The 23,371-nt window shown below is 47.7% G+C and carries 22 protein-coding genes; 5 read left to right on the top strand and 17 right to left on the bottom strand.

Going from position 1 to position 23,371, the window contains the following annotated elements; all coding sequences use genetic code 11:
- Positions 1-124: 124 nt before the first annotated feature.
- Together ACWP87_RS08875 and ACWP87_RS08870 are read right to left on the bottom strand one after the other, a co-directional pair.
- Positions 125-592 carry an NUDIX hydrolase gene (locus ACWP87_RS08875; protein WP_015765020.1) on the bottom strand — a complete coding sequence of 156 codons (468 nt, stop codon included), beginning with the start codon at positions 590-592 and terminating at the stop codon, positions 125-127.
- 237 nt (positions 593-829) lie between these two features.
- Positions 830-1,519 (bottom strand): 2,3-diphosphoglycerate-dependent phosphoglycerate mutase, encoded by a 690-nt coding sequence (locus ACWP87_RS08870; protein ID WP_005684733.1) that lies wholly within the window; start codon positions 1,517-1,519, stop codon positions 830-832.
- Positions 1,520-1,787: 268 nt separating this feature from the next.
- Here ACWP87_RS08870 and ACWP87_RS08865 point away from each other — a divergent pair, with 268 nt between their 5' ends.
- Positions 1,788-1,994, top strand: a complete 207-nt coding sequence (locus ACWP87_RS08865; RefSeq protein ID WP_014569929.1) for a hypothetical protein — start codon at positions 1,788-1,790, stop codon at positions 1,992-1,994.
- A 103-nt stretch (positions 1,995-2,097) separates the two neighbouring features.
- Positions 2,098-3,144, top strand: a complete 1,047-nt coding sequence (locus ACWP87_RS08860) for a zinc ribbon domain-containing protein (protein ID WP_015765022.1) — start codon at positions 2,098-2,100, stop codon at positions 3,142-3,144.
- A gap of 164 nt (positions 3,145-3,308) precedes the next feature.
- Here ACWP87_RS08860 and ACWP87_RS08855 read toward each other — a convergent pair whose 3' ends face one another.
- From ACWP87_RS08855 to ACWP87_RS08845, 3 genes are all read right to left on the bottom strand, one after another.
- Positions 3,309-4,406: a serine hydrolase domain-containing protein gene (locus ACWP87_RS08855; RefSeq protein WP_014569931.1), complete on the bottom strand. Its 1,098-nt coding sequence runs from the start codon at positions 4,404-4,406 to the stop codon at positions 3,309-3,311.
- The gene (locus ACWP87_RS08850; RefSeq protein ID WP_005714699.1) at positions 4,396-5,472 is read right to left on the bottom strand and encodes an AI-2E family transporter; all 1,077 of its coding nucleotides are present in this window, start codon (positions 5,470-5,472) and stop codon (positions 4,396-4,398) included. The genes ACWP87_RS08855 and ACWP87_RS08850 overlap by 11 nt, the downstream gene beginning before the upstream one ends.
- A gap of 90 nt (positions 5,473-5,562) precedes the next feature.
- Positions 5,563-6,264 (bottom strand): class A sortase, encoded by a 702-nt coding sequence (locus ACWP87_RS08845; protein ID WP_005684728.1) that lies wholly within the window; start codon positions 6,262-6,264, stop codon positions 5,563-5,565.
- 297 nt (positions 6,265-6,561) lie between these two features.
- Here ACWP87_RS08845 and ACWP87_RS08840 point away from each other — a divergent pair, with 297 nt between their 5' ends.
- Positions 6,562-6,972, top strand: coding sequence for a GtrA family protein (locus tag ACWP87_RS08840; RefSeq protein ID WP_005692619.1), 411 nt, complete (start codon positions 6,562-6,564; stop codon positions 6,970-6,972).
- 91 nt (positions 6,973-7,063) lie between these two features.
- Here ACWP87_RS08840 and spxB read toward each other — a convergent pair whose 3' ends face one another.
- From spxB to thrC, 9 genes are all read right to left on the bottom strand, one after another.
- Positions 7,064-8,824 carry a pyruvate oxidase gene (gene spxB / locus ACWP87_RS08835; protein WP_029943740.1) on the bottom strand — a complete coding sequence of 587 codons (1,761 nt, stop codon included), beginning with the start codon at positions 8,822-8,824 and terminating at the stop codon, positions 7,064-7,066.
- 185 nt (positions 8,825-9,009) lie between these two features.
- Positions 9,010-9,912: a glycine betaine ABC transporter substrate-binding protein gene (locus ACWP87_RS08830; protein WP_014569933.1), complete on the bottom strand. Its 903-nt coding sequence runs from the start codon at positions 9,910-9,912 to the stop codon at positions 9,010-9,012.
- Positions 9,913-9,923: 11 nt separating this feature from the next.
- On the bottom strand, positions 9,924-10,775 hold the full coding sequence (locus tag ACWP87_RS08825; protein ID WP_005684724.1) for an ABC transporter permease: 852 nt from the start codon (positions 10,773-10,775) through the stop codon (positions 9,924-9,926).
- Positions 10,768-11,991, bottom strand: coding sequence for a quaternary amine ABC transporter ATP-binding protein (locus ACWP87_RS08820; RefSeq protein ID WP_005713097.1), 1,224 nt, complete (start codon positions 11,989-11,991; stop codon positions 10,768-10,770). Before ACWP87_RS08820 ends, ACWP87_RS08825 begins: the two co-directional genes overlap by 8 nt.
- 352 nt (positions 11,992-12,343) lie before the next feature.
- A complete protein-coding gene (gene sfsA, locus ACWP87_RS08815; RefSeq protein ID WP_014569934.1) occupies positions 12,344-13,075 on the bottom strand; it encodes a DNA/RNA nuclease SfsA in 732 nt (243 codons plus the stop codon).
- Positions 13,076-13,408: 333 nt separating this feature from the next.
- Entirely contained in the window at positions 13,409-13,870 is a 462-nt protein-coding gene (locus ACWP87_RS08810; protein WP_005684721.1) for a universal stress protein, read from the bottom strand.
- Positions 13,871-13,918: 48 nt separating this feature from the next.
- Positions 13,919-15,178, bottom strand: coding sequence for a carboxylate--amine ligase (locus ACWP87_RS08805; protein ID WP_005684720.1), 1,260 nt, complete (start codon positions 15,176-15,178; stop codon positions 13,919-13,921).
- Positions 15,179-15,459: 281 nt separating this feature from the next.
- A complete protein-coding gene (gene thrB, locus ACWP87_RS08800) occupies positions 15,460-16,338 on the bottom strand; it encodes a homoserine kinase (protein ID WP_014569936.1) in 879 nt (292 codons plus the stop codon).
- On the bottom strand, positions 16,304-17,818 hold the full coding sequence (gene thrC, locus ACWP87_RS08795) for a threonine synthase (protein WP_014569937.1): 1,515 nt from the start codon (positions 17,816-17,818) through the stop codon (positions 16,304-16,306). The genes thrB and thrC overlap by 35 nt, the downstream gene beginning before the upstream one ends.
- Positions 17,819-17,925: 107 nt before the next feature.
- Between thrC and ACWP87_RS08790 the strand changes: the two genes are divergently transcribed.
- Together ACWP87_RS08790 and ACWP87_RS08785 are read left to right on the top strand one after the other, a co-directional pair.
- Entirely contained in the window at positions 17,926-19,125 is a 1,200-nt protein-coding gene (locus ACWP87_RS08790; RefSeq protein ID WP_014569938.1) for a homoserine dehydrogenase, read from the top strand.
- Positions 19,122-20,468: an aspartate kinase gene (locus ACWP87_RS08785; protein WP_014569939.1), complete on the top strand. Its 1,347-nt coding sequence runs from the start codon at positions 19,122-19,124 to the stop codon at positions 20,466-20,468. The genes ACWP87_RS08790 and ACWP87_RS08785 overlap by 4 nt, the downstream gene beginning before the upstream one ends.
- Before the next feature lie 113 nt (positions 20,469-20,581).
- Here ACWP87_RS08785 and ACWP87_RS08780 read toward each other — a convergent pair whose 3' ends face one another.
- The 3 genes from ACWP87_RS08780 to ACWP87_RS08770 form a co-directional block, all read right to left on the bottom strand.
- Complete coding sequence (locus ACWP87_RS08780) at positions 20,582-22,114, bottom strand: flotillin family protein (RefSeq protein ID WP_005684715.1); 1,533 nt, start codon at positions 22,112-22,114, stop codon at positions 20,582-20,584.
- Entirely contained in the window at positions 22,098-22,511 is a 414-nt protein-coding gene (locus ACWP87_RS08775; RefSeq protein ID WP_014569940.1) for a hypothetical protein, read from the bottom strand. Before ACWP87_RS08775 ends, ACWP87_RS08780 begins: the two co-directional genes overlap by 17 nt.
- A gap of 228 nt (positions 22,512-22,739) precedes the next feature.
- The coding region (locus tag ACWP87_RS08770) for a PTS sugar transporter subunit IIC (RefSeq protein ID WP_032953766.1) at positions 22,740-23,371 on the bottom strand (632 nt) is incomplete at its 5' end.

Raw genomic sequence — 23,371 nt, 5'->3', positions numbered from 1 at the left:
TGTCGACCACAAGTTCCAGCCCAATGTTGTAATGCTCTTCATTGCCACTCTGGTTCCAAATGCTAGCAAAAAGCCCGCCCCTATCATTCCCGGGCGGACTTTACTTTATTGAATTGCTAACTTTTTAATGTTGCCGTTCCCCATCCAGATAAGCGCGAACGCACGCAATCATGTCGCGTGATTGCGTATTGAATAATGGTGGCAACTGATCGAAGTTAAAATACTTCAAGGCAAGCGTCTCATTCGGATCAGCTTGCTCCAAACCGCCACCCACTGGCTTTACCAGATATAGTCGGCAGATAATCTGGGCCTGATCGCCATTTGGATACGTGGTAAAACCCTGCTCAAAAGTGTGTAACGGCTTGACAGGTTCAACCAGCAAGCCGGCATCTTCCTTCATTTCCCGTTTCAGCGTCTCAACAAACGTCTCGCCATACTCCATCATGCCACCGGGTAAACTCCAATTTCCCGCGTCTGTACGCTGTTGCAGTAATATTTGTCCTTGGTCATTGACGACAGCACCCGCAACTGCATTTAGAAAAATCGGCATATGCCCGACCTTGCTGCGGATGTCTTTTATATAATTTGCCACTTGGTTGCCTCTTTTCTTGATTTCATTACATTGATTATTCAATAGATGCTTGGCAAGTGCAAGCGACTCATCACCCGGATCAAGATTTCGCACACAGTTGCTGGAGCCAAAAACTGACCCGATTTTCTATAAAAAATTCTAAGCAACACCATACAAAAACGACCATCACCCTCAAGCGTCTTATCAACGCTCAAGGGATGGTCGTCTTTTCAATTATGCAAATGAGTTAGCGGATCATTAGTCCAACTTGGTCTTGCTGTTAACGTTCAACTTTTCATCAAAGTCATAAACAACCGGTTCGCCAGTTGCCATTTCCAAGTTCATGATGTCAGCATCGGAAATGTTTTCGATGTACTTGGTCAAGGCACGCAGAGAGTTACCATGTGCGGCAATAACAACATTCTTGCCGTCCAACAGATCTGGTGCGATGTGGTCTTCCCAGAATGGGATAACCCGTTCCAGCGTCACTTTCAGGTTTTCGCCGCCAGGAATGATCCGCGGATCAAGGTCGGCATAACGACGATCCTTAGCAGCAGAGCCTTCGTCAGTTGCCTTCAACAATGGTGGCAAAACGTCGTACGAACGGCGCCAGATGTGAACTTGATCGGCACCGTATTTGTCAGCCGTTTCCTTCTTGTTCAAACCTTGCAATGCGCCATAGTGACGTTCGTTTAGGCGCCAGGTTTTCATTTCTGGAATCCACAATTGGCCGGATTCTTCCAAGACGTAGTGCAGGGTCTTGATCGCACGGGTCAAAACTGAGGTGTAAGCTTGGTCGAATTCAAGACCAGCCTGCTTAATTAATTCACCGGCATGCTTTGCTTCTTCGACACCCTTTTCACTCAGATCAACATCTACCCAGCCAGTGAACTGGTTGGACAGGTTCCATTCACTTTGTCCGTGACGGATCAATACTAATTTCGCCATATCAGAGAATACCTCGCTTTTATGATTTGACAGTCTTCTGCCTGTTTACAGAATCTCATGTTACACCATTTTCAGTAAGTTCGCACCCGCTTTCTCTGGTATATTGGAAACATAGCAAAAAGAAAAGGTTTAACAACGTTTGTAATTGGTGCATCAGTTACGACACACGGTGCGATGTCATCGGTAGCAACCTTGTCAGTACAGGGTGCCGCTGCGCATCGGATTAATGTCCCTTATGACTTATGTGCTCAGTAATTTGGAGGTTCTCGTGAAAAAAATTTGGCTCACAATTGGTGGTATATGGTTGATCAGTGTCATTTATTTTTTGATTTATATCAACTTACCGGCGATGCAACTGGCAGTGAATGAAAACGGCTTTTTATCGTTGGTTCATGGCATCATGGATCTGATCTTACTTGGCGGTACGTTTGCCTTAGTTGCAGGAGGCCTTTATCGTTTATTTCATCGGCGGTAAGAAATTTCCCGTCATTTTAGTCAGTATTGTGTCTGTCTTTTGTTATGATTAAGTGACGATTGTTTTTGAAAATGGAACTGGGTTTAACTTTGGAGGGAATATCATGTTTAAATTATGTCCAAATTGTGGGGCACATAACGCACCCACTGCTAACTTCTGTACAAAATGCGGTGCAAATCTGGCGGGGGTGGCCGCCACTCAACCGCAAGCTCCGGCAACCCCTGACACAACCAACGGAGAAGCCGATACCGTTAGTGCGACTAGCCAATCACCTGTAGCAACCGCACCAACGGCAGACGCAAAATCTGGAGCAGCACCGGAAACCACGAAACCGATTTCCACTCAAACCACCCAAGCTGATACGGCCGCCGATTCACAAGCTGCCCAAAGCTCGGAAAGCTCAGCGGCCGCAACGCAAACTGCGCCGACTACCGACAATACTGCTACCGATGCTCCAACCAGTCAGGCCCCTCAGCCAACGCCACAGCCTAATCCAACCGTTGAGGCTACCAAGCAGTATGCGGGCAGTTACTGGCGGTATTTAGTCGATAGTATTAAGCATCCGGCCAGCATTGAGCGCACTTATCATAGTTATTTTGGACTGACCAGTCTGGCGATTACCATCGTTAGTCTGGCCTTGACGATTGCTTTGCGCGCCGGCTCGGCTTTTTCATCCTTGCCCGGCAGCCTTGCCAGTTCTGTCATGAGTACATTTTTGAAGTTGCTGGTCTTAGTTGCGATTCTGGCGATTGGCGTGATTGCCATTTATTATCTGGGCGTTCGCGGCATATTAGGTGATCGGCGGCGACGTTTTCTCGACTTTACGACAGATTATGCGTTCCACTGTAATTGGATGGTGTTCTTCTCCGTCTTTACCCTGTTAATGCAGATATTGGGTCTCATCAACGTTGGTTCGGCAATGTTAATTTCGTTATTATTGACCATCAGTCTTAGCCTCTTTTTCTTAGCCGGTCCTTATATGCTATTTACGGCTCAGTCAACTAATCATTTCGACAAGATTTACGCCCTTCTCATCGTCAGTGTGCTACTAGCCATTGTCTTCATGGTGATTACCATGTTTGGTCTTGCCAGCATCATGGGTAGCCTTTATCAAGGACTCAACGATTTTGGCCGCTCGTTTAATTACTAATACAGCTGGCTCAATCGCGTATTAACCACCTGGAATGCTTGTGCCATCAGTCAGACGCATAAGGCACTCGCGCTAAAAAAACAAGCAATTGCCGTTCAACCCAAAACTGGTCCTAATGACATCTATCTTCTGTCATTAAGACCGGTTTTCATGTTCCCGCCTGTTTATTCCACTAACGCTTCTAAGTTCTGCGCCAGCGTCACCGTGTCGGTTGTCATCGTATGATTACCAAACAACACAACGCCGCTGGTCGCATTAGCACGAAAATAAGCAAGGGTACTGAAACTTTCCGGATTGTCGTTGTACATGCCTTGCAATAAACGCTGATCGTCCAACCACGCTACCCCGCTGGCATACTGATTACTGTCTGCATAATGTGCCGCGATTAACTGATGATAGACTTTTTTAGGAATAATCTTCCCGGTTTCTGCTGCAATGATCACCTTGGCCAAGTCGGTCACGCTCATGTAGACACTCCCACTGCCAAGTAAACTCGACAAAAGCGCCTGGCTTAAATCATCCGGCTGGTACGATTGATCATCTTCGCTCAGATAACCTTGCGCCACTGGCATTTTCGCCGATAACGCATCGAAGTTACGGGTATGTGTGAGTTTTAACGGTGCCAGAATCGTTTGGTCTAATGCCGCAGCGAAAGGCTTCTTTGTGACTTTGCGAATAATCCCCGCTAATAACGCATAATTGGCATTAGTATAAATAAAGCTATGGTCGCCGGTGGATCCTAGTTGATTCAAATTCCAGTCGAGCGCGTTTTTTTCTGATGTCAGTATTTGCTCCGGTGTAAGTTCATCCATTTGAATGCCCGAGCGATGATCCAGCAGCTGCCGAATGGTAATGTCGCGACTATGATCAATGTCGGGATAAAACTTGGCTAGCTTAGTGGTGAATGACAGCCGGTGATCGGCAATCAGTCGCCCAATGACAAGCGCCGTTAAATACTTCTCTACCGAGGCCAGCGGAAACATCGTCGCCCCATTATTCGCCAATTTGCGCGTATGATCTGCTTCACCGACACCGCCTGTATAAACAATCCGGCCTTTTTTGATCAAGGCAACACTGCCTCTAAAGTCGGTCGCATCAATCAGTTTGCGAACATGCCGCCGCAACTGTGCTTGGGGAACCGGTCGCGCCGTAATCTTACTGGCTTGACGCTGATGCTGGATCCAGCCCATCGTCACGCCGCCAGCGACGACCAAAACACCTAACACCGCCAAAATGATCAGCCACCGGCGTTTACGCGTCATTTTCATGATGCTCCTTTGGCTGTGGGACAGTGTCATAAGTCGAATGATGTGCTTTGGTTCCGGCAATCTTTTTGACCCCTAAGACATCCAGGAAAAAGGTGAAGATCGGAATACCTACGATCAAGCCCCAGGTCCCAAAGAGTCGTTCTGCCACCAGCAACACGACAAAGGTGAAGAAGACAGGCAATTGCGTGCGGCTACTCATAAACTTAGGATTCAAGACATATGCTTCTAACACATGAATCGCCGCAATCATGATCAAAATGGTGATGACATCTTGCCAGCCGCCAACTGTATAGCCGATGATCGTCAACGGAATGAGCGAAATAATCGCCCCGGCAACCGGAATAAGCGATAACAGGAAAACCATAATCGCCAGACTCGGAATATTCGGCATTTTCATAAACAACAGCGTAATCGTCGTAATCACCGTGTTAACCACCGCGATAAAGATCTGGGCTTCCATGACAACCCCGAACGTATTGATGAATTTCAAGGCAAAATAACGCAGATCTTTAAAGTACCAACCAAACGGTGAATCCAAAAACAGTTGCCCAAATGCCGGTAAGCTATCCAACTCGATGGTAAAGAAGAAACTTAAAATAAACGACAACACCAACGTCAAGCCCATCGCACCAATGTTACCGGCATATTCAAGAACCGTTGACAGGCCAGTCTTAAGTTGTTCGGTGAGGTTCAGGCTCTTGGTACTCTGCAAAACCCACTGCATTACCTGGTTGTTGGCAAAGGCATCGCTGTTATAAAAATCCTGTACCGAATTAAACAGCGTGATCGTTTGGTGAATAATGGCTGGAACATAATGGACCGCTGCATAGATCAACCCTAAAATCACCAATATGTAAACAGGTACAACGATCACAAACGGCCGAACATGAACATGGCGTTGAACCGCGTGCACTAAGCGACTGACTAGAAACGCAAAAATAAAGGTCAACAAAATGTCGCTCATAATGCTACGGGCAAACCACAAAACCAAAAAAACCGAGAATAAAACCACTGTACGTCGGACTGGCACATTGTTGATAAACTTTTCGTACGCTGACATCGTCTTCCCCACCATCCATTTTTCGCTAGTTAAATCTTAGCGTGCCGCAAAAATAAAAAAAGTGCAAGCATTCGCCAGCACTTGTTCAAATTATAAGAAAATTTTCAGATTCTTTTGATTTGCTTTCTTGACCGACTGAAGTTCTCCTTGCACAATGATCCGATCCACTTCGCCTTCTGTCGGTGACGCACATGTGACTAAGGTGATCAGTTTCTTCCCTGCCACATCATCGATCCATTGCACCTGGGTTTCGTTAACAATCTGTTTCGTGGTCACTTTGTAAGTGTAAACTTTCTTCATATTCGTAATCGCGACTGTATCGCCAGTTTGGACATTTTTCAAAGGTGAAAAAAGAATCCCTTGGTTGGTCATATAGTGGCCGGCTAACGCATAATTGCCTTCACCCATCTTCTGATCAGCCTTCATCGTCCCGGCGCCGGCACTCAGGTTATCATTTGACAGCCCCTTGAGAATCGGCAACTTCAGATGAACGCTGGTAATGGCAATCTTACCAATCGGATGCAGGTTACGGGTCAACGCGGCATTCCCGACCGTGTTGATATCAAGCGCTTTAACACCTTTAAAATCAAACGTGGCACTTCTTTTTTCGTTCTTATCAACTGTATTGCGATCAATCTGCCCCATCGTCCATTGGCTTAAATGATCAACGACAAACAGCTTAATCGGTTCGTTGAAAACCAGCGCTAAGCCCAGAAGGACACCGAGCGCAAAAATCGTCCGCCATAGCCAGCGATGCTTACGTGGGGACTGTTGTTTACCTGATTTCGTCATCGTTATCCTCCTTGCAAAGAGCATACCTTGAAACCCACTGAGATTCAAGCAGGCCCATGACACCCAAGTCTCAGCCTTTCGCTAACAAATTGTAAGTCAATTAGGCGGATAAACGCAAGTCAACAGCTCAGTCGTTTTTTTAGCTGCGCACTGACAAGGGTTATCGTTAATGTCAGTCTCGCATGAACCTTATAAAAAGCATCTCACTACCACTCAGCTTGCATGGTATACTGACACCATTCGTGCGCAGCCAAACACTGCATTGCATCAAACTCAAAGCTAGGAGAGATTTAACCTTTGAAAACGCTGATTCATCTATATAAACGCTACGAAATGATCATCAACTACTTATTTATCGGTGGACTCACCACCTTGATCAATTTCGTCACCTTTTTTGTGATGCGCTATTTTGATATTGGCTTGGTCTTAACCAACACGACCGCTAACATTGTCAGTGTCATTTTTGCATTCTTCGCCAACAAAAGTGTCGTCTTCCACAGTGACTATTCAAGCAAAAAGAAATTCTGGTTCGAGCTAACCAGTTTTCTAATCCTCCGTGGCGTTTCACTGTTGCTGGATAACTTCATTATGATTGTCGGCGTGGACTGGCTTCACGGCAACGAGATCCTGGTCAAAATTCTGGATCAAATCATCATTGTCGTCGCTAACTACCTGTTCTCAAAACTGATCTTTGTCCGCAAACGGTAGCTATGCTTATCGAGTTCTAGATTGTTAACTAAAACGTGCCCCAAAAGTAAAAACCGCTTTTGGGGCACGTTTGCGTTTTCATCAATCAAATTCAACCCACCGAAACATGATGCGCCGCTAGAAACGAACTAAACGGCACCAAATTATCAGCATAATAACGTTTCTTGAAGGCAGCAATTGTAGCGGCATCGAAACGATCCGGATCTAACTGCAGATGCTCGACCGGGATTGGCCGCTCATTCGTAATTTTGGCATCAATAAGTGTTGGCTTGCCAGCGATGCGATTGGCCTCGGCTTCATCAAACGCAGCCGCGAGTTCCGAAACCTTGGTGACGGTCAAACCGGTCATGCCCATTCCCTTGGCAACCGTTGCAAAATCAATTGCTGGCATATCAACGCCAAACCATTCGTGTCCGTCATCTTCTTGCTCATCTTCAATATAACCTAATGCATTATTTGAAAAAACAACATTGATAATCGGCAGGTGATACCGCACTTCTGTATCCAGATCCTGCATGACCATCGCCGCGGCACCATCACCAGCAAGATTGAACACTTGGCGCTGAGGAAAACTCAACTGTCCGGCTAAGGCTGCCGGCAATCCTGCACCCATCGTGGCGAACAGTCCGCTGGTTGTCCACGCTTGCCGACCATTCACTTTCAACAAGCGCACAGCATTTTGGGTGACATCCCCGACATCAATCGCAAAAATTGCATCATCGGTCGCAATGCGGTTGATCTGGCCAAATACCGGCTCAAAGCGCATATCGCCAGTGGTCCGTTGCATCATGTCATCATTGTACTGATGCCAATTTTTGACGTTATCGACATTGGCCTGATACCAGCCGCTGCTAGGAGCCTCATCACTGTGGGCAATCATTTTCTTCAAAGTTGCGGGTGCATCCGCTAAGATTGCCACATCTGTGTGATGCCGCTTGCCTAAGGTTTTGGGATCAGCTTCGATTTGAATAAACTTGGCTTTAGGCGAAAACATAACTTCCGCAAATGGATAATTCGAGCCGACAAACATGATCAAATCGGCCACCCGCAATGCTTCATTGGCCGGTTTCGATGCGACCCGTGCAGCCGAACCCAAGAGTGCTTCAAAGGCGTACGGAATAATCGGCTTGCCCAGCGCTGTCGTTATCACTGGCATCTGTAACTTTTTGGCTAGCGTCATCACCGTATCAGCTGCCCCGCGAACGCCTTGACCGACATACATCACCGGCCGAGACGCGGTACGAATCAATCTTAGTGCCTGATCCACCTGTTCATCAGTGCCGGCCGCTAAAATCGGGGTGGCATGGGTCGCCGCGGCACTGTAATACCCATTCGCCGGAATCAACTCGGCGGCCAAGTCGTTAGGAATCACCACAATCGCCGCACCATGAGCAGCATATGCCCGCCGAATCGCCTCATCAATGACATGCGGTAAACTCTGCGCTGTGGTGACGGTACGTGCATAGACAGCCGCATCCTGAAACATTGGATCTTCATCTAATTCCTGAAAGAAATCAGCATTCATAAACCGTTGTTCCACTTGGCCCACTAAGAACAAAGTAGGCACTTTATCCATTTTGGCATCGTAAGCGCCTTGGAAAAGATGCGTTGCTCCGGGGCCAGCTGACCCGAACGCCACCCCAATATGACCCGTCAGCTTTCCATCGGCGACCGCTGCCAAGGCCCCGACTTCTTCATGGCGCACATGAATATACTTGATGCGCGACTTTTCCTCATGCAACGCGTACATCATGTTATTAAATGTGCCACCGGGGATGCCGTAAATGTGCGTGACGCCCCAACTCTCCAAAGTTTGTAGCGCTGCAACCCCAGCTTTAATCGTCTCAACCATCATAAGTCCCCCTTTTATTTAAAAACCGGCAATCTGAACCTGCCAGTTTTGGCGTGTTATTAAAGCTGCTTCCGCGGTTATACTAGGCACGAAAAGATGAGAAAGCAAATCATCTGCCTATGTAAAAACGCCAAGGATATGATCCGTCTTCATGACGAACCGTACCCTCAGCGTTTTAATGATGGTTACTTCAAATCTTCAATGCTATTGATATTCTTCATATACTTTGGAACGGCCAAACCGACCCGAGCGCCATCCATATTCACGCCAAGATCAACAACCTGGTTCTTATAATCGGCGTATAACTTGGCGGCAGTGTTTGGCAACCACGCCGATACCTGTGCATCTGCTGCTTTAGTCGCAACTGATGCCCAAACCGGCTGCGGCTCCATCGCGCGAATCGTCACTTTATAACCCATTTGCCGCAAAACGGTCGCCACAACGTTTGTGGAGGCAATTTCCGAATCCCAGGCAATATAGGTCAGGGTTAATTTAGGACTACCGCTAACATGACTAACACCCTTAGTCCATTGAGCAATTTGCTCCGGATGTTTCTTCACGTATGCTTTTGCAGCTGCAGCAGGATCCTGGCCATTGTTCACCGCCAACATCACACTAGAAATTTCTTTGGGCGTCCAGTGAAATTGATCAAGCACCTGGTAGGCTTGCGGAGCATCTTGCTTAAGCCCTTTACGCACAATCGTATGAATCTGTTCGGCTTTACCATAGACATTCTTAGGATCCTTCAAAAATTTCAACGGAAACTTGGTGAACATCCAGTGCGGCGTCCAGCCGGTCACCACAATGGGCCGCTTATCGGCAATCGCCTTTTGCAGTGTACTGGTCATCGCCGCGGTCGAGCTTGGTTGCAACTGCCAATTCTTTTCTTCCAGTCCGTATGCCTTCAAGGCCTTATCGGTACTGCTCATGATGCCGGCACCTGCATCGATTCCGGTAATCGTATAGTTAATTTGCGGCCCTAGAGGCTTTTTGGCATCGTACTTAGGTTGGGTACTGCTGCATGCGGTCAAAAAGCCAACCGTGGCTACCATCGCCAGTGCCGCAATGATTTTTTTATAAAAAGTCAAACAGCCACCTCCTAGCGCGTGCGATTGAGACTTTGGGTAATCCGATCCAGAATGATTGCCAGAATAACAATCGCCAAACCGGCAACAAACCCGCCGCCAGCGTCGTTACGACCCACAGCAAAGTAAACCTTGGTACCTAGGCCCATTGCCCCGATCATGGATGCAATTACGACCATGGATAAAGCCAACATCATACTTTGATTAATGCCGGCCATAATGGTGCCGCGGGCAAAGGGCAGCTGCACTTTGATCAGCTGCTGCCAACTCGTAGCACCAAATGCAACGGCTGCTTCATTCAAGTCAGCTGGTACCTGTTCAATTCCCAATTGCGTCATCCGAACTGTCGGCGGCATCGCGAAAATGACTGACGCAACAACGCCGGGAACCATCCCGATACCAAAGAATGCCACGGCGGGAATCAAATAAACAAAGGCTGGCATGGTCTGCATAAAGTCCATCAACGGCTTGACAATCGCCGAAACGGTTTTACTTTCAGCAGCCCAGATACCCAGTGGAATGCCGATGACAATTGCCAACAAGCTTGCGGTCAGAACCAAGGTCAGCGTCTGCGTCATATCGCGCCAAAATCCCAGATTCCAGATTAACAACAGCCCCACTAATTCGAAAATCAGCAAACTGCGATACTTCTGCCCTCGCTTAAGGTACCAAGTCAGCGCCATAATTAAGATGATAAACAGCCAAATCGGAATGAAATCAAAGACCGCTTGAAAGGCATTGACAATCGTTCCGATAAAGTTCGTCAGCACACCGAAGAACCCGGCAAATTGAGTGAGCCAGTCCACGAAGGAATCAATCCAATGTGCTAATGGTAACGTTGGGATGGTAACTAAAAGATTAAACATTGACATTGACCTCCTGTCCTGAGAGTGCGCCAAGAACGGCACCGCGAATGATAATCCCGCGAAGTCGTTTCTGATCATCGATGACAGCATACGGAACTGAAGTAGTCGACACAGCATCCAGCAGGTCAGCTAACGGCGTATCCATTTTTGTTGTCGGTACGTCGGTCTTAACAATCGTGGTTAAGTCCTTTTTCCCGCTATCAATGGCCGCACGAACATCATCGGCATCCAAGATTCCTACTAATTGTCGCTTGGTGTTGACAACATACAAGCTGGAAATCTCGTTGTCACGCATCCGCCGTGCTGCCAAACGCGGACCATCCTTGTCGATATTCACGGTGTTAGCGCGAATCATAACATTAGCTGCGGTATAAACCTGACTCCGATCCACACCTTCAATGAACTTCTCAACGTAATCATCAGCAGGTTGACTCAGAATCTCTTCTGGCGTCCCGATTTGAACGATCTCGCCGTCTTTCATAATCATGATGTGATCGCCAATCCGCAACGCTTCATTCAGATCATGGGATATGAAAACAATCGTCTTGTGCATTTCTTCTTGCAGATCCAACAATTCGTCTTGCATATCCCGCCGATTTAACGGATCAAGCGCAGAAAAGGCCTCGTCCATTAAGAGAATCTCGGCATCACTGGCCAACGCGCGCGCCAAGCCGACACGTTGTTGCATCCCGCCAGATAATTGATCAGGAAATTGATCGGCAAACCCGTCTAATCCCACTAAATCAAGCGCTTTGTTGGCTTTAGCTTCACGTTCGGATTTATCCATCCCCTGAATTTCCAAGCCAAACGCCGCGTTTTGTAAAACAGTTCGGTTAGGCAATAGCGCGAAGCCTTGAAATACCATGCTCAGCTTTTGCCGCCGCACTTCACGCAGGTGTTGCTTGTCCAACTTGGCAATATCATCACCATCAATCAGAACTTGTCCGGCAGTCGGTTCAATTAACCGATTCAGCATTCGCAGTGTGGTTGATTTACCCGAACCAGAAAGCCCCATGATAACGAAGATTTCACCTTTTTTAATGGTGAAATCAGCTTGATCAACACCCACGGTTGCGCCCGTAGCCTTTAGAATCTCAGCCTTGGTTTTCCCTTGCTTTAACATTTCTTTGGCACGATTGATTCGTTTGCCAAAAATCTTGGTTAAACCACTCACTTCGATTTTGGTTTCAGCATCATTTTCAATCTTGTGTTGCATTTGCTCACTCCTCTCAGGCCCCTTAACGAATTAAGATATCGCCTTGGTGCCCGGTACTTTTTAAAATCGCTACTTACCTGATGTTGCGATTTTGTTCTGTTTCAGAAACAGTTGTCATCGAATTGAAACAATGCTAACCATTGTACGAGTCATTTGTGTGTGATTCAAATCACGGAATCTCATTTTCATTTTCAAGACACGCTGGCGTTTTCACTTGCTGAAAATTTTAGCCACAACAAAAAAGCCCTCATCGGCATAGGATTGAGGGCTAGGGACGATTGATGACCCGCTAATCGTGCATCGTAATCGTTGTCAAGTTAATATGAAAATATCATGACCGAATTCTCATATTTCACAAACTCGTCAGGTTCATTTCCGTAAATGGCAGATGCTCGTCAAACAGGATCGGCTGGCCCAAAGTAATAAAATCCGGACCCGTCATCGTGTCATAAGCCAAGACGCGCACACCGTTTTGCTTGGCAGTTGTGATTGCGGTGACAAGCTCTGGAAACCGTTCACGATAAATCGTCATTTGCTGAATATTGGGTAACTGCACAATAAAAACCAAAAATGCCTGATAGCCTGCCGCTTGGGCCATTGTCAGCGTGTGCACATGCTTCAGCGCTCGCGTGGTGGGAGCATCGGGAAACGCCGCCAATGTTTGGTTGGCTAATGTGACGCCTTTAGTTTCAACAAACCATGATTGGCCATCAGCCGCAGTTCCCGCAAAATCAAGCCGGGAATCGCGCCAGGTGGTCTCGGGACGAACCGCATAAGGCAAGGATAATCCGGGCAATTTCATGGTGCCAGCCTCCAAGCATTCTCTGGCAACGTGGTTGGGGGCTAAGCTGTCTATATTAATCCAACGATTCTGCCGGTTTACCGCAAGCAGATCATAGTGCGTCTTCCGGTTGGGATGATTCACATAACGGACACTGGCCAGCGAACCCGGCACTAGAATTTCCTTATTCCGGCCAGTGTTGTTCATATGTACCGATGTCGTCACGCCATCAATCGCAAGTTCAACCGTAAACCGACTCACGCGCCGGATCAGTTGCCCGACACTGACATTTTGATACTGCATAAACGCTCCTCATTTCGATTTTGCCTGACAGGTAGCATAGTGCTTATTAACCGCGCTGACTTATGCTCATAACGTGTTTGCTGGCGCAGGGATTTGCGTGTAAGGACCTTGGTTGCAGTGGCCACTTATGTTCTGGTTTACGCCCATAACGCGCTCCCCGGCGCAGAAGTCTGCGTGTAAGGACCTCAGGCGCAATGGCCAAAGACCGGCCATCACGCCTGAGGCCACTTACACTCCGATCCCTAAACGCGCCGGCTCGCGCTCACACAAAAATAGCAGCCGCGGACTTTAATCAAATCTCACGGCTGCTTATTTGAATCATAGCACTGACAATTAACGGACAATAATAACGGATACCGCTGCATCGCGGGCTACTTCGCTTGCAACGTGGCCCAGTCGCAGACGGCCACGACGTACGTGTGAACCCATGATAACCAAGTCCGGCTTGAACGCTGGAATAACCTCGTCAAGCAGTGCCGCTGCCGGTCGACCTTCAGCGATAATCGGCTGGGCCTTCTGCACGCCAAACTCACGGGCTTTTTCAACATAAGTATTCAGGTTCTTCGCCATTTTTTCCCGTGCTGCTTCAACATCCTCAGGCGTCAATGACTGAAAAATATTCAGATCGCCGGTTTCAAGCACCGATACAATCCCCAGCGGAATATCATAGATCTTGGCAACCGTGCAGGCGTAGTTCAATGCCTTGCGCGAGGAGTCGTCATCATCATCATCAATCGCCAATAACAGCCGATTATAATGTACGGATTCAATCGTTAAATCATTTTCAGTAACCAAAAGAAATGCCCCCTTGCAAGTTTAGGTGTCCCTAACATGTTTATTTTATCACACATCGCCTTTGTTTTCCGCAAAATACTGCTTAAAGCGACCAACATAATTATGAAACATATATTTCAGTAATAGCCAGCGTTTAAGCGTCATATCTGGTTTGTAAAAGACCGTCGTCCCGTAGCGCTTTTCTTTGATCAACTTCAACGCTTCCCGCTTGGCCTCGTTGTCGGCGGAGTATTGCTTGAAGACCCGTTCAGGCACCCCAAGCCATAATTTGTACTTGCTGCGATCGGAATTGCCATAAACAGTCGGCGCATTTTTGAGATCGCCGGTGATATAATCGCGCACCGGCCAGCTGGCAAGATTATAGCCATTCAGGGTCACGAAAAAGCTGCTGCGACCCTGCCGAATATTAATTTCAAATAACTTAAACGTGTTGTCGCGGTGATCATACTTCATATCAAAGTTAGCAAAACCGGTAAACTTGATGGCTTCGAGAAATTCTTTGATTTGATCATACAATGTCTGATCAAAAGCCGGCATAATCGCCACATAATTCCCGATGGACGCTGGTGTGGGATCTTCAAGTAGCGGATGACCCAGACACATCATTTTGACATGATGATATTGGTCCACATAACAATTCAACGTCCGCATATTGCTGTCATCACCCGGTACAAAGTCTTGAAGAATTAAGTCAGATGTATACCCATTGTCATAAATCTTGGCGATGGTGTTGGTCAATTCGACTTGGGAATGAATCGTGAATGCCTTTTTACGCCCTTCAAAGTGGATATTCAACCATTCCACCGAATCGGTCGGTTTCAGCGCCACTGGAAATTCAAATGGCGCCGTAATTGTGGCGTTGCTTTCATACATTGACTTGGTCACGATCTTAGTGGCTGGGTAAGGAAGATGGTATTCTTCACAAACCTGGTAAAAGCTTTCCTTACTGTTAAGGCGTTTTAAAAGATCATAGTCAACATATGGACAGATAAACCACTGACTTAATTCATCTTTATGTTTGGATACCAATTGTGCATATGTGTCACCGCACGCAATTAGCAGCAGACGGCCAGCCGAAGCCGCGTGCAGATGCGCAACTTCACGCATTTTTTCGATAAAAGTCGGGTCAGAATCAAATTGCTTAATCAGATGGACATTTACGATTCGTGAAAAGCGTGTTGGGGCCAGCTGTTCACGCGCATAGACATCAATCGCCCCGCCGATCATCTCGTGGAACGAACGCGCCATACCATACACGTTCATATCACTGCCAAGCAGGATGGGGGTAAAACTAGGTGTATCTTTCATCTGAATGATAATCTCCTCGTTCGATTAGGTGCGGGCAAAAGAATGCCGGGTACCATGAAATTTTCATTGAAAGTGCAGTGGCAAGTTGTCTCAGCGGGTCCAAACTGCACTAATAATTTTCCCTGAGCGGTTGGTCAAAATGAATATTGCCTTCAGCTCGTCGCCCCAGAATTATACCATACTGGCAATCTGCATTCATGAAGATACTAATAGGATAACAGTTTTTCAAGATTTAGACGCAAAAACGCCAAGTGTCAGGGCTTGGCGTTTTTTGATATTGTTCAGCTTTCTGAAACCCGCACCCCTTCTGTACTCGGCTGGACGATCTGCACGCGCCATGCTGGCCATTGTTGGCTGGCGGCTGCTTGCAACTGGCGAGCAGCCGCTGCTCCCTCAACGATTGCAAGCATGGTCGATCCTGAACCCGAGATCAACAAAACGCCATTGGCTGCGGTAACCAATTGACGGACAGCCTGATAGTCCGGAATCAATGTGGCGCGATAAGGCTCCTGCATCCGATCATGGGCCACTTGATGTAAAAGCGGTAAATCACCATCTGCCAACGCCCGCGTCATTAGAACACATCGTCCCATCTGATAAGCAGCATCTGCGTAAGTCATCGTTGTAGGAAGGATTTTTCGTGCTTCTGCAGTGCTCACAGCATAATCAGGGATGAATGTCACTAACTGCAACTGTGAGCTGACCGGATACTGGCGCACAATGGGCTCTGCATCTGCCAAAATAGTCGCACACAGCTGACCAAAAATTGCAGGGGCAGCATTGTCCGGATGCCCTTCCATTTTCGCTGCAAGCTTCAAAAGCTGAGTCCGATCCCAGCCGGCATGAAACCACGCATTCGCCGCGGCAATTCCGCCAACAACACACGTGGCCGAACTTCCCAAGCCGCGCGAACTAGGAATGTTCGAATCGACCGTAATCCTTAAATTTGGCACTGGTTGATCAACCGCTTTGGCAAATGTCACAAATGCCTGATAAATCAAGTTATGCTCATTGGCAAAGTCGGGATCATCCCCAAAAATCTCAAGCTTTTGGGTGCTCGCTTCGAAGGTGAACCGAGCTTTGAGATCAAGGGCTAATCCTAAAACGTCATAACCAACGCCTAAATTAGCGCTTGTTGCCGGAACGGACACGCTGATCATTGTTAAAAACCTCCTTTGCGGCTGCAATGATCGCCTGGCCCATTTCTTCCGGCGCCACCACGTGTTTAGGTTGGGCAGTCAAAGTTGCCAAGCGCGCTAGATTAGCAGGAATCGGAACACCACTCATTTGATGCAACTGGGTCATCACAGCAAAGTCGTCACCTGTCACCGGCAAGTCAAGGGCTTGAGCAACCGCGCGTGGAAATTTGTATGGACTAGCCGTTGCGAGTAGCACATTAGGGGTCGAATCACCGGTTGTCTCCCGATATTGCTGCATCACATGGTAGCCGACAGCCGTGTGAGGATCCAACAAATAGTCGTTTTGCTTCCAAACCGCAGCAATTGAAGCTGCAATCTGTGCATCTGCGGCAAAACCGCCAGCAAAATCAGCCTGAATCGCTGCCAAAACATCGGGCCGTACCTGATAGCGGCCGGTTGTGGCCAATTCTTCCATTAATTTAGCCACATAACTGCTATCTTCACCACTCTTATAGTAGAGTAGCCGTTCCAAGTTACTGGAAATCTGAATATCCATACTTGGCGCCACCGTCTTTAGGAACGGACGATTGCGATCATAAATACCGGTTTCAAGAAAGTCCGCCAGTTCATGGTTGGCGTTGGCCGCGGCAATTAGTTGATGAATCGGCAACCCCATTAACTTCGCATAGAAACCAGCTAGGACATCCCCAAAGTTGCCAGTTGGAACAGTGAAATTAACCTTTTGACCAAGCTCAATGGCACCTGATTCAACCAGTTGCAAGTAGGCGGAAAAATAATAAACCACCTGAGGAATCAAACGCCCGATATTAATCGAATTGGCGGCCGAAAGCGTTACTTGTTCCGCCTGCAAACGCGCCGCAAAACCGGTGTCGGTAAAGAGATCTTTAACGGCACTCTGCGCTTGATCAAAGTTACCGCCAATTGGGAAAACCCGTGTGTTATTGCCGGTTGTCGTTAACATTTGCCGCTCCTGAATCGGACTAACCCCATGATCAGGATAAAAGACGGTAATCCCGGTTTGGGCGACATTTTTGAACCCTTGCAACGCCGCAGTCCCGGTATCGCCACTGGTTGCGGCTAAGATCATGATGCGATCTTCCGGATCCAGTGCCAGGCGCATCAGTTGCGGTAGTAGTTGCAACCCCAAGTCTTTAAAGGCGCTGGTTGGGCCATGAAACAGCTCTAAAACATGAAAATCACCCACAGACCGAACAGGCGTCAGCCGGCGATCAGAAAAATTTTTATGATAGGCAAATTGGATCGCCTTTTTCAACGCAGCAGTGTTAAAATCAGGCAACAGGGTCGTGAGAACATTCTGAGCAATCGTTTCATAATCTTTACCTAATAAATTTTGAAGATTCAAGCGGTAATCCGTTAGATGCGGTAAAACAAATAACCCGCCTTCTTCGGAGATGCCTTGCTTGATCGCTTGTTGTCCAGTCTTGCTAACGCGCTGATCCCGTGTACTTGTGTATCGCATGTGAACGACTCCTATCTGATCCGACTTGTTTTTGGAATAAGGATATGATAATCTGTTCGCATTAGAAAAACAAGTGTCTATATTTTATATACAAGGAGCTGAAGAAAATGAATATTGCCATCTTAGGTTTTGGTACTGTCGGTAGCGGCGTTTATGACATCGTTGAAAATGGTGATCGCCGAATGCGGGTCACTGCTATTTTCATTCGCCCAACCCACCCAGCTACGATGCCTGAGATGACAACAAATTTCGACGCTATCCTTGCTGACCCCAACATTGATGTTGTCGTTGAGGCTATTGGCGGCTTGCATCCTGCTTATGATTATATCCTACGTGCACTGCAGCACGGTAAACATGTGGTGACCGCCAATAAAGCTGTCGTTGCGCAACACCTGCCTGAATTCATCACAACGGCGGCTCAGCATCACGTTCGCTTTTATTTTGAAGCAACTACTGGTGGCGGCATTCCCTGGATTCGCAATTTGGAACGTGCTGCTCGCATTGACCAAATTGATACCATCGAAGGCATCTTTAATGGTACGAGTAATTATATTCTGGATCAAATGCAGCGGGCGCATCTCGATTTTGACCCGGTTTTGTTGGCAGCTAAAGACATGGGTTATGCCGAAGCCGATCCCAGTGCGGATATCGACGGTGATGACGTGGTAAACAAACTCAAAATTTCGGCCGCCTTGGCTTACGATATGGTTCCGCCGCGCGATGTTCCTAAGTTTGGCATTCGTAATGTCACCAAAGCCGATATTGACTTTTTCGCCAGTCGTCATCAGGTTTTACGACTAATTGGCAAGAGCAGACGGGTTGGCAACCATTATAGTATGGTCGTTGAACCGCGCCTTTATCCGGCGACTGCTTTGGCGGCTAACACGTTTGAAAACTTCAACCTGATCCGACTGCACGGCCAGACCATTGGCGATTTGCAGTTTTATGGTCAAGGCGCCGGTAAATATCCGACTGCTAATGCCATTGTTCAGGATCTTTTCGACATTCTGGAAAATGCCCCGCATCTGACGCGGCACTTTGATCAGAACTTACAATTCGATGCAGATCTGAATACTGCTGATTACTTGCTGCGAGCCGATCCGATCACGTTTGCCATGTTTAACGATAAAGACACCGAAGTCGTTCGGGATCATCTCTTAATCAAACAAATCCCGACCGGCGAAATGCATCGGCTCATGCGTGGCGTTTTGGCAATTGACGCTCATGCCTTCATGGCAGCCATTGGCGATAGTGAACTGACCACCCGTAACGTTAAAGAACAAGTTGATCAGGGGGTAATCGAATGAAAGTCGTTAAATTCGGCGGTAGTTCGGTTGCCGACGCCGGGCAGTTTCAAAAAGTCAAAGCCATTATCAACCAAGACCCGCAGCGCCAAATCGTTGTCATCAGTGCAGCCGGTAAATATGGCGATGCAACCCGCAAGTTGACTGATACCCTTTATCTGATTGCGGATGGATTCGAAGCCGGTCGTGATGTCACCCCGCTTTTTGCTCAAGTGGCAGCCCGACTGGAAGCTATCAATCAGGCTTTACATTTGCATGTGCCGCTCATAAAACTCATGAATACGATTCGTCATCACATCGCCACTCATTACTCGCGCGATTATCTGGTTTCGCGCGGTGAGTTTTTAACCGCCCAACTGATGGCTGCCTATTTGGGCTATACCTTCGTTGATGCTGCTGATCTCCTCTTTTTTGATCAAAACGGGGCGATTGATGAAGCCAAAACATTAGCTGCTTATCGGCGGCTACCGCGTCATCATGGGATAGTTGTTCCCGGATTCTACGGGCAAAATGCTGCCGGTCACGTACAAATCATGGCGCGCGGCGGTTCCGACATTTCCGGTGCGTGGTTGGCGCGGCTGGCTCAAGCTGATCTTTACGAAAATTGGACCGATGTTTCCGGAATCAAAATGGCCGATCCGCGAATTATTCAAGATGCCGATAGTATTGACGTAATGAGTTATGATGAATTGCGCGAATTGACCTACATGGGCTTCAGTGTTTTTCAGGAAGAGGCGGTCCAGCCAGTGCGAGAAAGTGGCATTCCAACTCGCATTCTTAACACGAACGTCCCAGAAGATCCCGGCACCTTGATTATTCAAGATGATGATCCGGCAAATGATATGCGGATCATTACCGGGATTGCTGGCCGCAAGCATTATCTGGTGGTGACGATTCGGCAATATCAACTCGCATTACACCTCGATATCATTCAGCATGCACTGGACGTCATTGCTGACCATCATCTGGTCGTTGATTATCTCCCCACCGGCATTGACAGTTTTAGTCTGTTAATTCGCGAACCACGCCATCAGATTTCCGTTCACGAACTCACGGCAGCAATTAAAGCAGCGTGTCAGCCTGATAAACTCGAGGTCACTGAAAATGTTGCGCTCATTGCGATGGTTTCCCGAAAGTTACGGCAACGACCGGCAATTGCCGGTAAGGTCCTCGCCTATCTAGACGACAACCTGCTCAATGTCCAGCTTGTCAGCCAGACCAATGATGACATCAATTTATTAATTGGCGTAAATGATAAAGACTACGACAAAGCCATCCGCGTGATTTATAGTAGTATTCATCAAAATTTTCACCGCCCGGCGCCATACATTGAAGGAATTGCTTAGCGTATTAATTTCTTTAGACATCAACCAAAAAGTGGCTCCGTTGCGATTTTACAACAATCGCAAACGGAGCCACTTTTTTAATTAAGCTCAATCATTCTGAATTTCACTCATGACTACTTTTGCTTCTCGGCCATGCGCGATGGTGTACTTGATGCCGCTTGCTCGGTAGTGGCCGGTTGATCACTCTTTGGCGCCGGTGCTGGTTGCTTGGTGTCAGGCGCTTTGGCTGCTGGTTGCTCGTGGTGCTTGATCGCATCGACAACCGGTTGATTACCAGCCTGATGCATCAGTGCGCCATTTAACATCCCGCGAATATCGATGCCGGCAACTTCTTGCAACATGTCCAGTTGCTTGACCAAACTGCCGCTGGTTTGATTCGTCAGGTCGCCATCGCCATAAAGCTTGATCGAGTCAACATTTGCATACGGACTCATAGCAGCCTCAATAATCTTCGGCATTGCTTCAATCGTCATCTTGAAGCGGCCAGACTCATCAAGTTGCCGTGCTGCTTCCGCTTGTTTAGCAATCGCTTCCGCTTGAGCAAGCCCGATCGCCTTGGTCTTGCCGGCTTCTGCTTCCCCAATCGCCTTGGTTGCATTTGCTTTGGCTTCGGCATCCAATTCAACCTCTTTTGCTGATGCTTCAGCGGCCGCGATCTGGGTTGCTTTTTGGGCTTCGGCGGCACGCTGGGCTTTATACAAGTCCGCATCCGCTTGTTTACGCACGGTTGCATTCAGTTCCTGTTCCTGCAACTCGGCGTTCTTTTGGGCTAATTCAATGTCTTTTTCTTTTTGAACCTGCTTGGCCTTCATCTGTTCAACAATCGCGGCCTGATCAGCTTGCGCCTGGGCAATTTCTTGTTGCTTTTTGAAGTCAGCCATCTTGACCTGCTGTTCCCGTTCGGCGTCAGCAATTTGGGTCTGGCGTTCAATTTCCTGCTGCTTTGCTTCCTGATCTGCTTGTGCCTGTTGAATCCGGGTATCGCGATTGGCAGCTGCTTCGGCTACAGCGGCGTTCTTCTTAACTTCCGCAATCTGCTTCTTACCCAGTGAGTCCAGATAACCGTTCTTGTCGGCAATATCTTTGATCGTGAACGAAATAATCTGTAAACCCATTTTGGCTAAATCGGAACTCGCCACATCCTGGACCTTTTCGGCAAAGGCATCACGATTCTGATAGGTATCCTCAACCGTTAATGTGCCCAAAATTGCCCGTAAATGGCCTTCCAGAATTTCGGTGGCTTCCGAATTAATCTGCTCGTCATTTTTGCCTAAAAATTGTTCCGCAGCGGTTGCGACTTCTTCCTGACTGGAGCCTATTTTTAAAATAACCGTCCCGTTGACGATAATCGGAACCCCTTGTTGCGTGTAGACTTCAGGCGTTGCGACTTCAATGGTCCGCGTATTTAGACTTAAAACGTCCCAGCGCTGCAAAATCGGTAAAATAAAAGACCCGCCGTTGGTAATCAATTTGACACGATTGCCATTGACATCGCGAAAACTGTGCTTGCCGGAAATCAAGGCACCGGAAATAATCAGCACTTCGTTAGGCAAAGCGGTCTTACGATGGGTGGCCAGAAAAATAAAGAGCAAGATCAATAAAACGGCCGCAATAATCCACGGCATATAATCAGTTAAAATTTCCATCAGTTCCCTCCTTAGGGTTGTGAGTAGCCAAGGCATCAACATAGGCAATACCTTGTTTGAGTTCAATGATCACGACTTTTGTGCCCTGATCTAGCGGCTGGCTTTTATCCGACCACAACTTGGCCGGATATGTCTGGCGGGCGCGTCCACCACCGGTTACCATGACTTCGCCAGTGTGATGATGCGCCACATCTAACGTCAGCGTACCGAGTAAGTAATCCCGATCGCTCATTGATGTGGTGTTCTCAACCGGCGACAGTAGCCGTTGCAATAACGCTAATAACGGTAACAGCACCAGCGATAACAACATCCATAAGAGACCGCCAATGATCAATAGCGCCACCACCCCGACGATCATCTGTAACCACAGTTCTTGCTGTGCCCACCATGCCAACACGACACTCGCCTCGCTTTCAAAGGGACTAAAATCTTCCTCATTTTATCATGTAAACGGTTATACGCCTATACCAATAATAAAAATATTTAGTGGTGCTTTGCATGCTGACTGCGGGGCCAACACCCCGTCTCTATGTAGTCTCGGTGGCATGAAGAAGCTACTCTTTGTTTGCCACCGACTAAAGCTTCAAAAGTCACGTATGTTGCGTGAATGCTTTTCGACCTGCCATTAGTCGTAATGCAAGGCATAGTCTTCCGATACCTGATAGTGCAGGGTTTTGGTAAACAGCAAATTGCTAAGATAGGCGAGTCCAATCGGCAAGATGAAGAAAATGACCGTCAATTCGAGCACATTCCCCACCGTCACCGCCTTCATTGCATCAAGTGCAGCAAGTGGCCCGACTAAACCAGAAAAGCCAAATCCGGCACTGGCAGGCGTTCCTTGAATTTGCAACGCGGCGCCGATACCACCAAGAATGCCGGCATTAAGCGCCATGGGTAAGAAGAGCTTCGGTTTAGACAAGATGTTGGCCATTTGCATTTTCGGCGAGCCCAGAAAATGTGCCAGCGATGTCCCAAGCGGATTCGCTTTCCAGCCATAAGCCGCCAGCGCAAAACTTGCCCCGACAATGCCAAGGTTAGCAGATCCGGCACCGATGCCGTTCAACATAATAGCCGTTGCAATCCCGACTGTACTGATCGGCGTCACAATTAAAATGGCAAAAATGATCCCCATCAAAACCCCCATCGCAATCGGCTGCAATTCGGTAATATCATGGACGACAACGCCAATATACTTCGTGATTCCGGAAACCGGTTTGAGGGTGAGCATCCCCACCCCACCTGCAATCAGCAATACTA

The organism is Lacticaseibacillus sp. 22 (assembly GCF_055413445.1).
The sequence above is the reverse complement of the archived record's forward strand: the minus strand, read 5'-3'. Positions and strand labels throughout refer to the sequence as shown.

Excerpts from the sequence above, each read along its gene's own strand:
- thrB (WP_014569936.1), bottom strand. The coding sequence starts at position 16,338 with ATGATCAGCGTGTCCGTTCCGGCAACAAGCGCTAATTTAGGCGTTGGT.
- ACWP87_RS08845 (WP_005684728.1), bottom strand. The coding sequence starts at position 6,264 with ATGACGAAATCAGGTAAACAACAGTCCCCACGTAAGCATCGCTGGCTA.
- spxB (WP_029943740.1), bottom strand. The coding sequence starts at position 8,824 with ATGGTTGAGACGATTAAAGCTGGGGTTGCAGCGCTACAAACTTTGGAG.
- sfsA (WP_014569934.1), bottom strand. The coding sequence starts at position 13,075 with ATGCAGTATCAAAATGTCAGTGTCGGGCAACTGATCCGGCGCGTGAGT.
- ACWP87_RS08790 (WP_014569938.1), top strand. The coding sequence starts at position 17,926 with ATGAATATTGCCATCTTAGGTTTTGGTACTGTCGGTAGCGGCGTTTAT.
- ACWP87_RS08785 (WP_014569939.1), top strand. The coding sequence starts at position 19,122 with ATGAAAGTCGTTAAATTCGGCGGTAGTTCGGTTGCCGACGCCGGGCAG.
- ACWP87_RS08780 (WP_005684715.1), bottom strand. The coding sequence starts at position 22,114 with ATGGAAATTTTAACTGATTATATGCCGTGGATTATTGCGGCCGTTTTA.
- thrC (WP_014569937.1), bottom strand. The coding sequence starts at position 17,818 with ATGCGATACACAAGTACACGGGATCAGCGCGTTAGCAAGACTGGACAA.
- ACWP87_RS08820 (WP_005713097.1), bottom strand. The coding sequence starts at position 11,991 with ATGCAACACAAGATTGAAAATGATGCTGAAACCAAAATCGAAGTGAGT.
- ACWP87_RS08805 (WP_005684720.1), bottom strand. The coding sequence starts at position 15,178 with ATGAAAGATACACCTAGTTTTACCCCCATCCTGCTTGGCAGTGATATG.
- ACWP87_RS08825 (WP_005684724.1), bottom strand. The coding sequence starts at position 10,775 with ATGTTTAATCTTTTAGTTACCATCCCAACGTTACCATTAGCACATTGG.
- ACWP87_RS08855 (WP_014569931.1), bottom strand. The coding sequence starts at position 4,406 with ATGACGCGTAAACGCCGGTGGCTGATCATTTTGGCGGTGTTAGGTGTT.
- ACWP87_RS08860 (WP_015765022.1), top strand. The coding sequence starts at position 2,098 with ATGTTTAAATTATGTCCAAATTGTGGGGCACATAACGCACCCACTGCT.
- ACWP87_RS08850 (WP_005714699.1), bottom strand. The coding sequence starts at position 5,472 with ATGTCAGCGTACGAAAAGTTTATCAACAATGTGCCAGTCCGACGTACA.
- ACWP87_RS08870 (WP_005684733.1), bottom strand. The coding sequence starts at position 1,519 with ATGGCGAAATTAGTATTGATCCGTCACGGACAAAGTGAATGGAACCTG.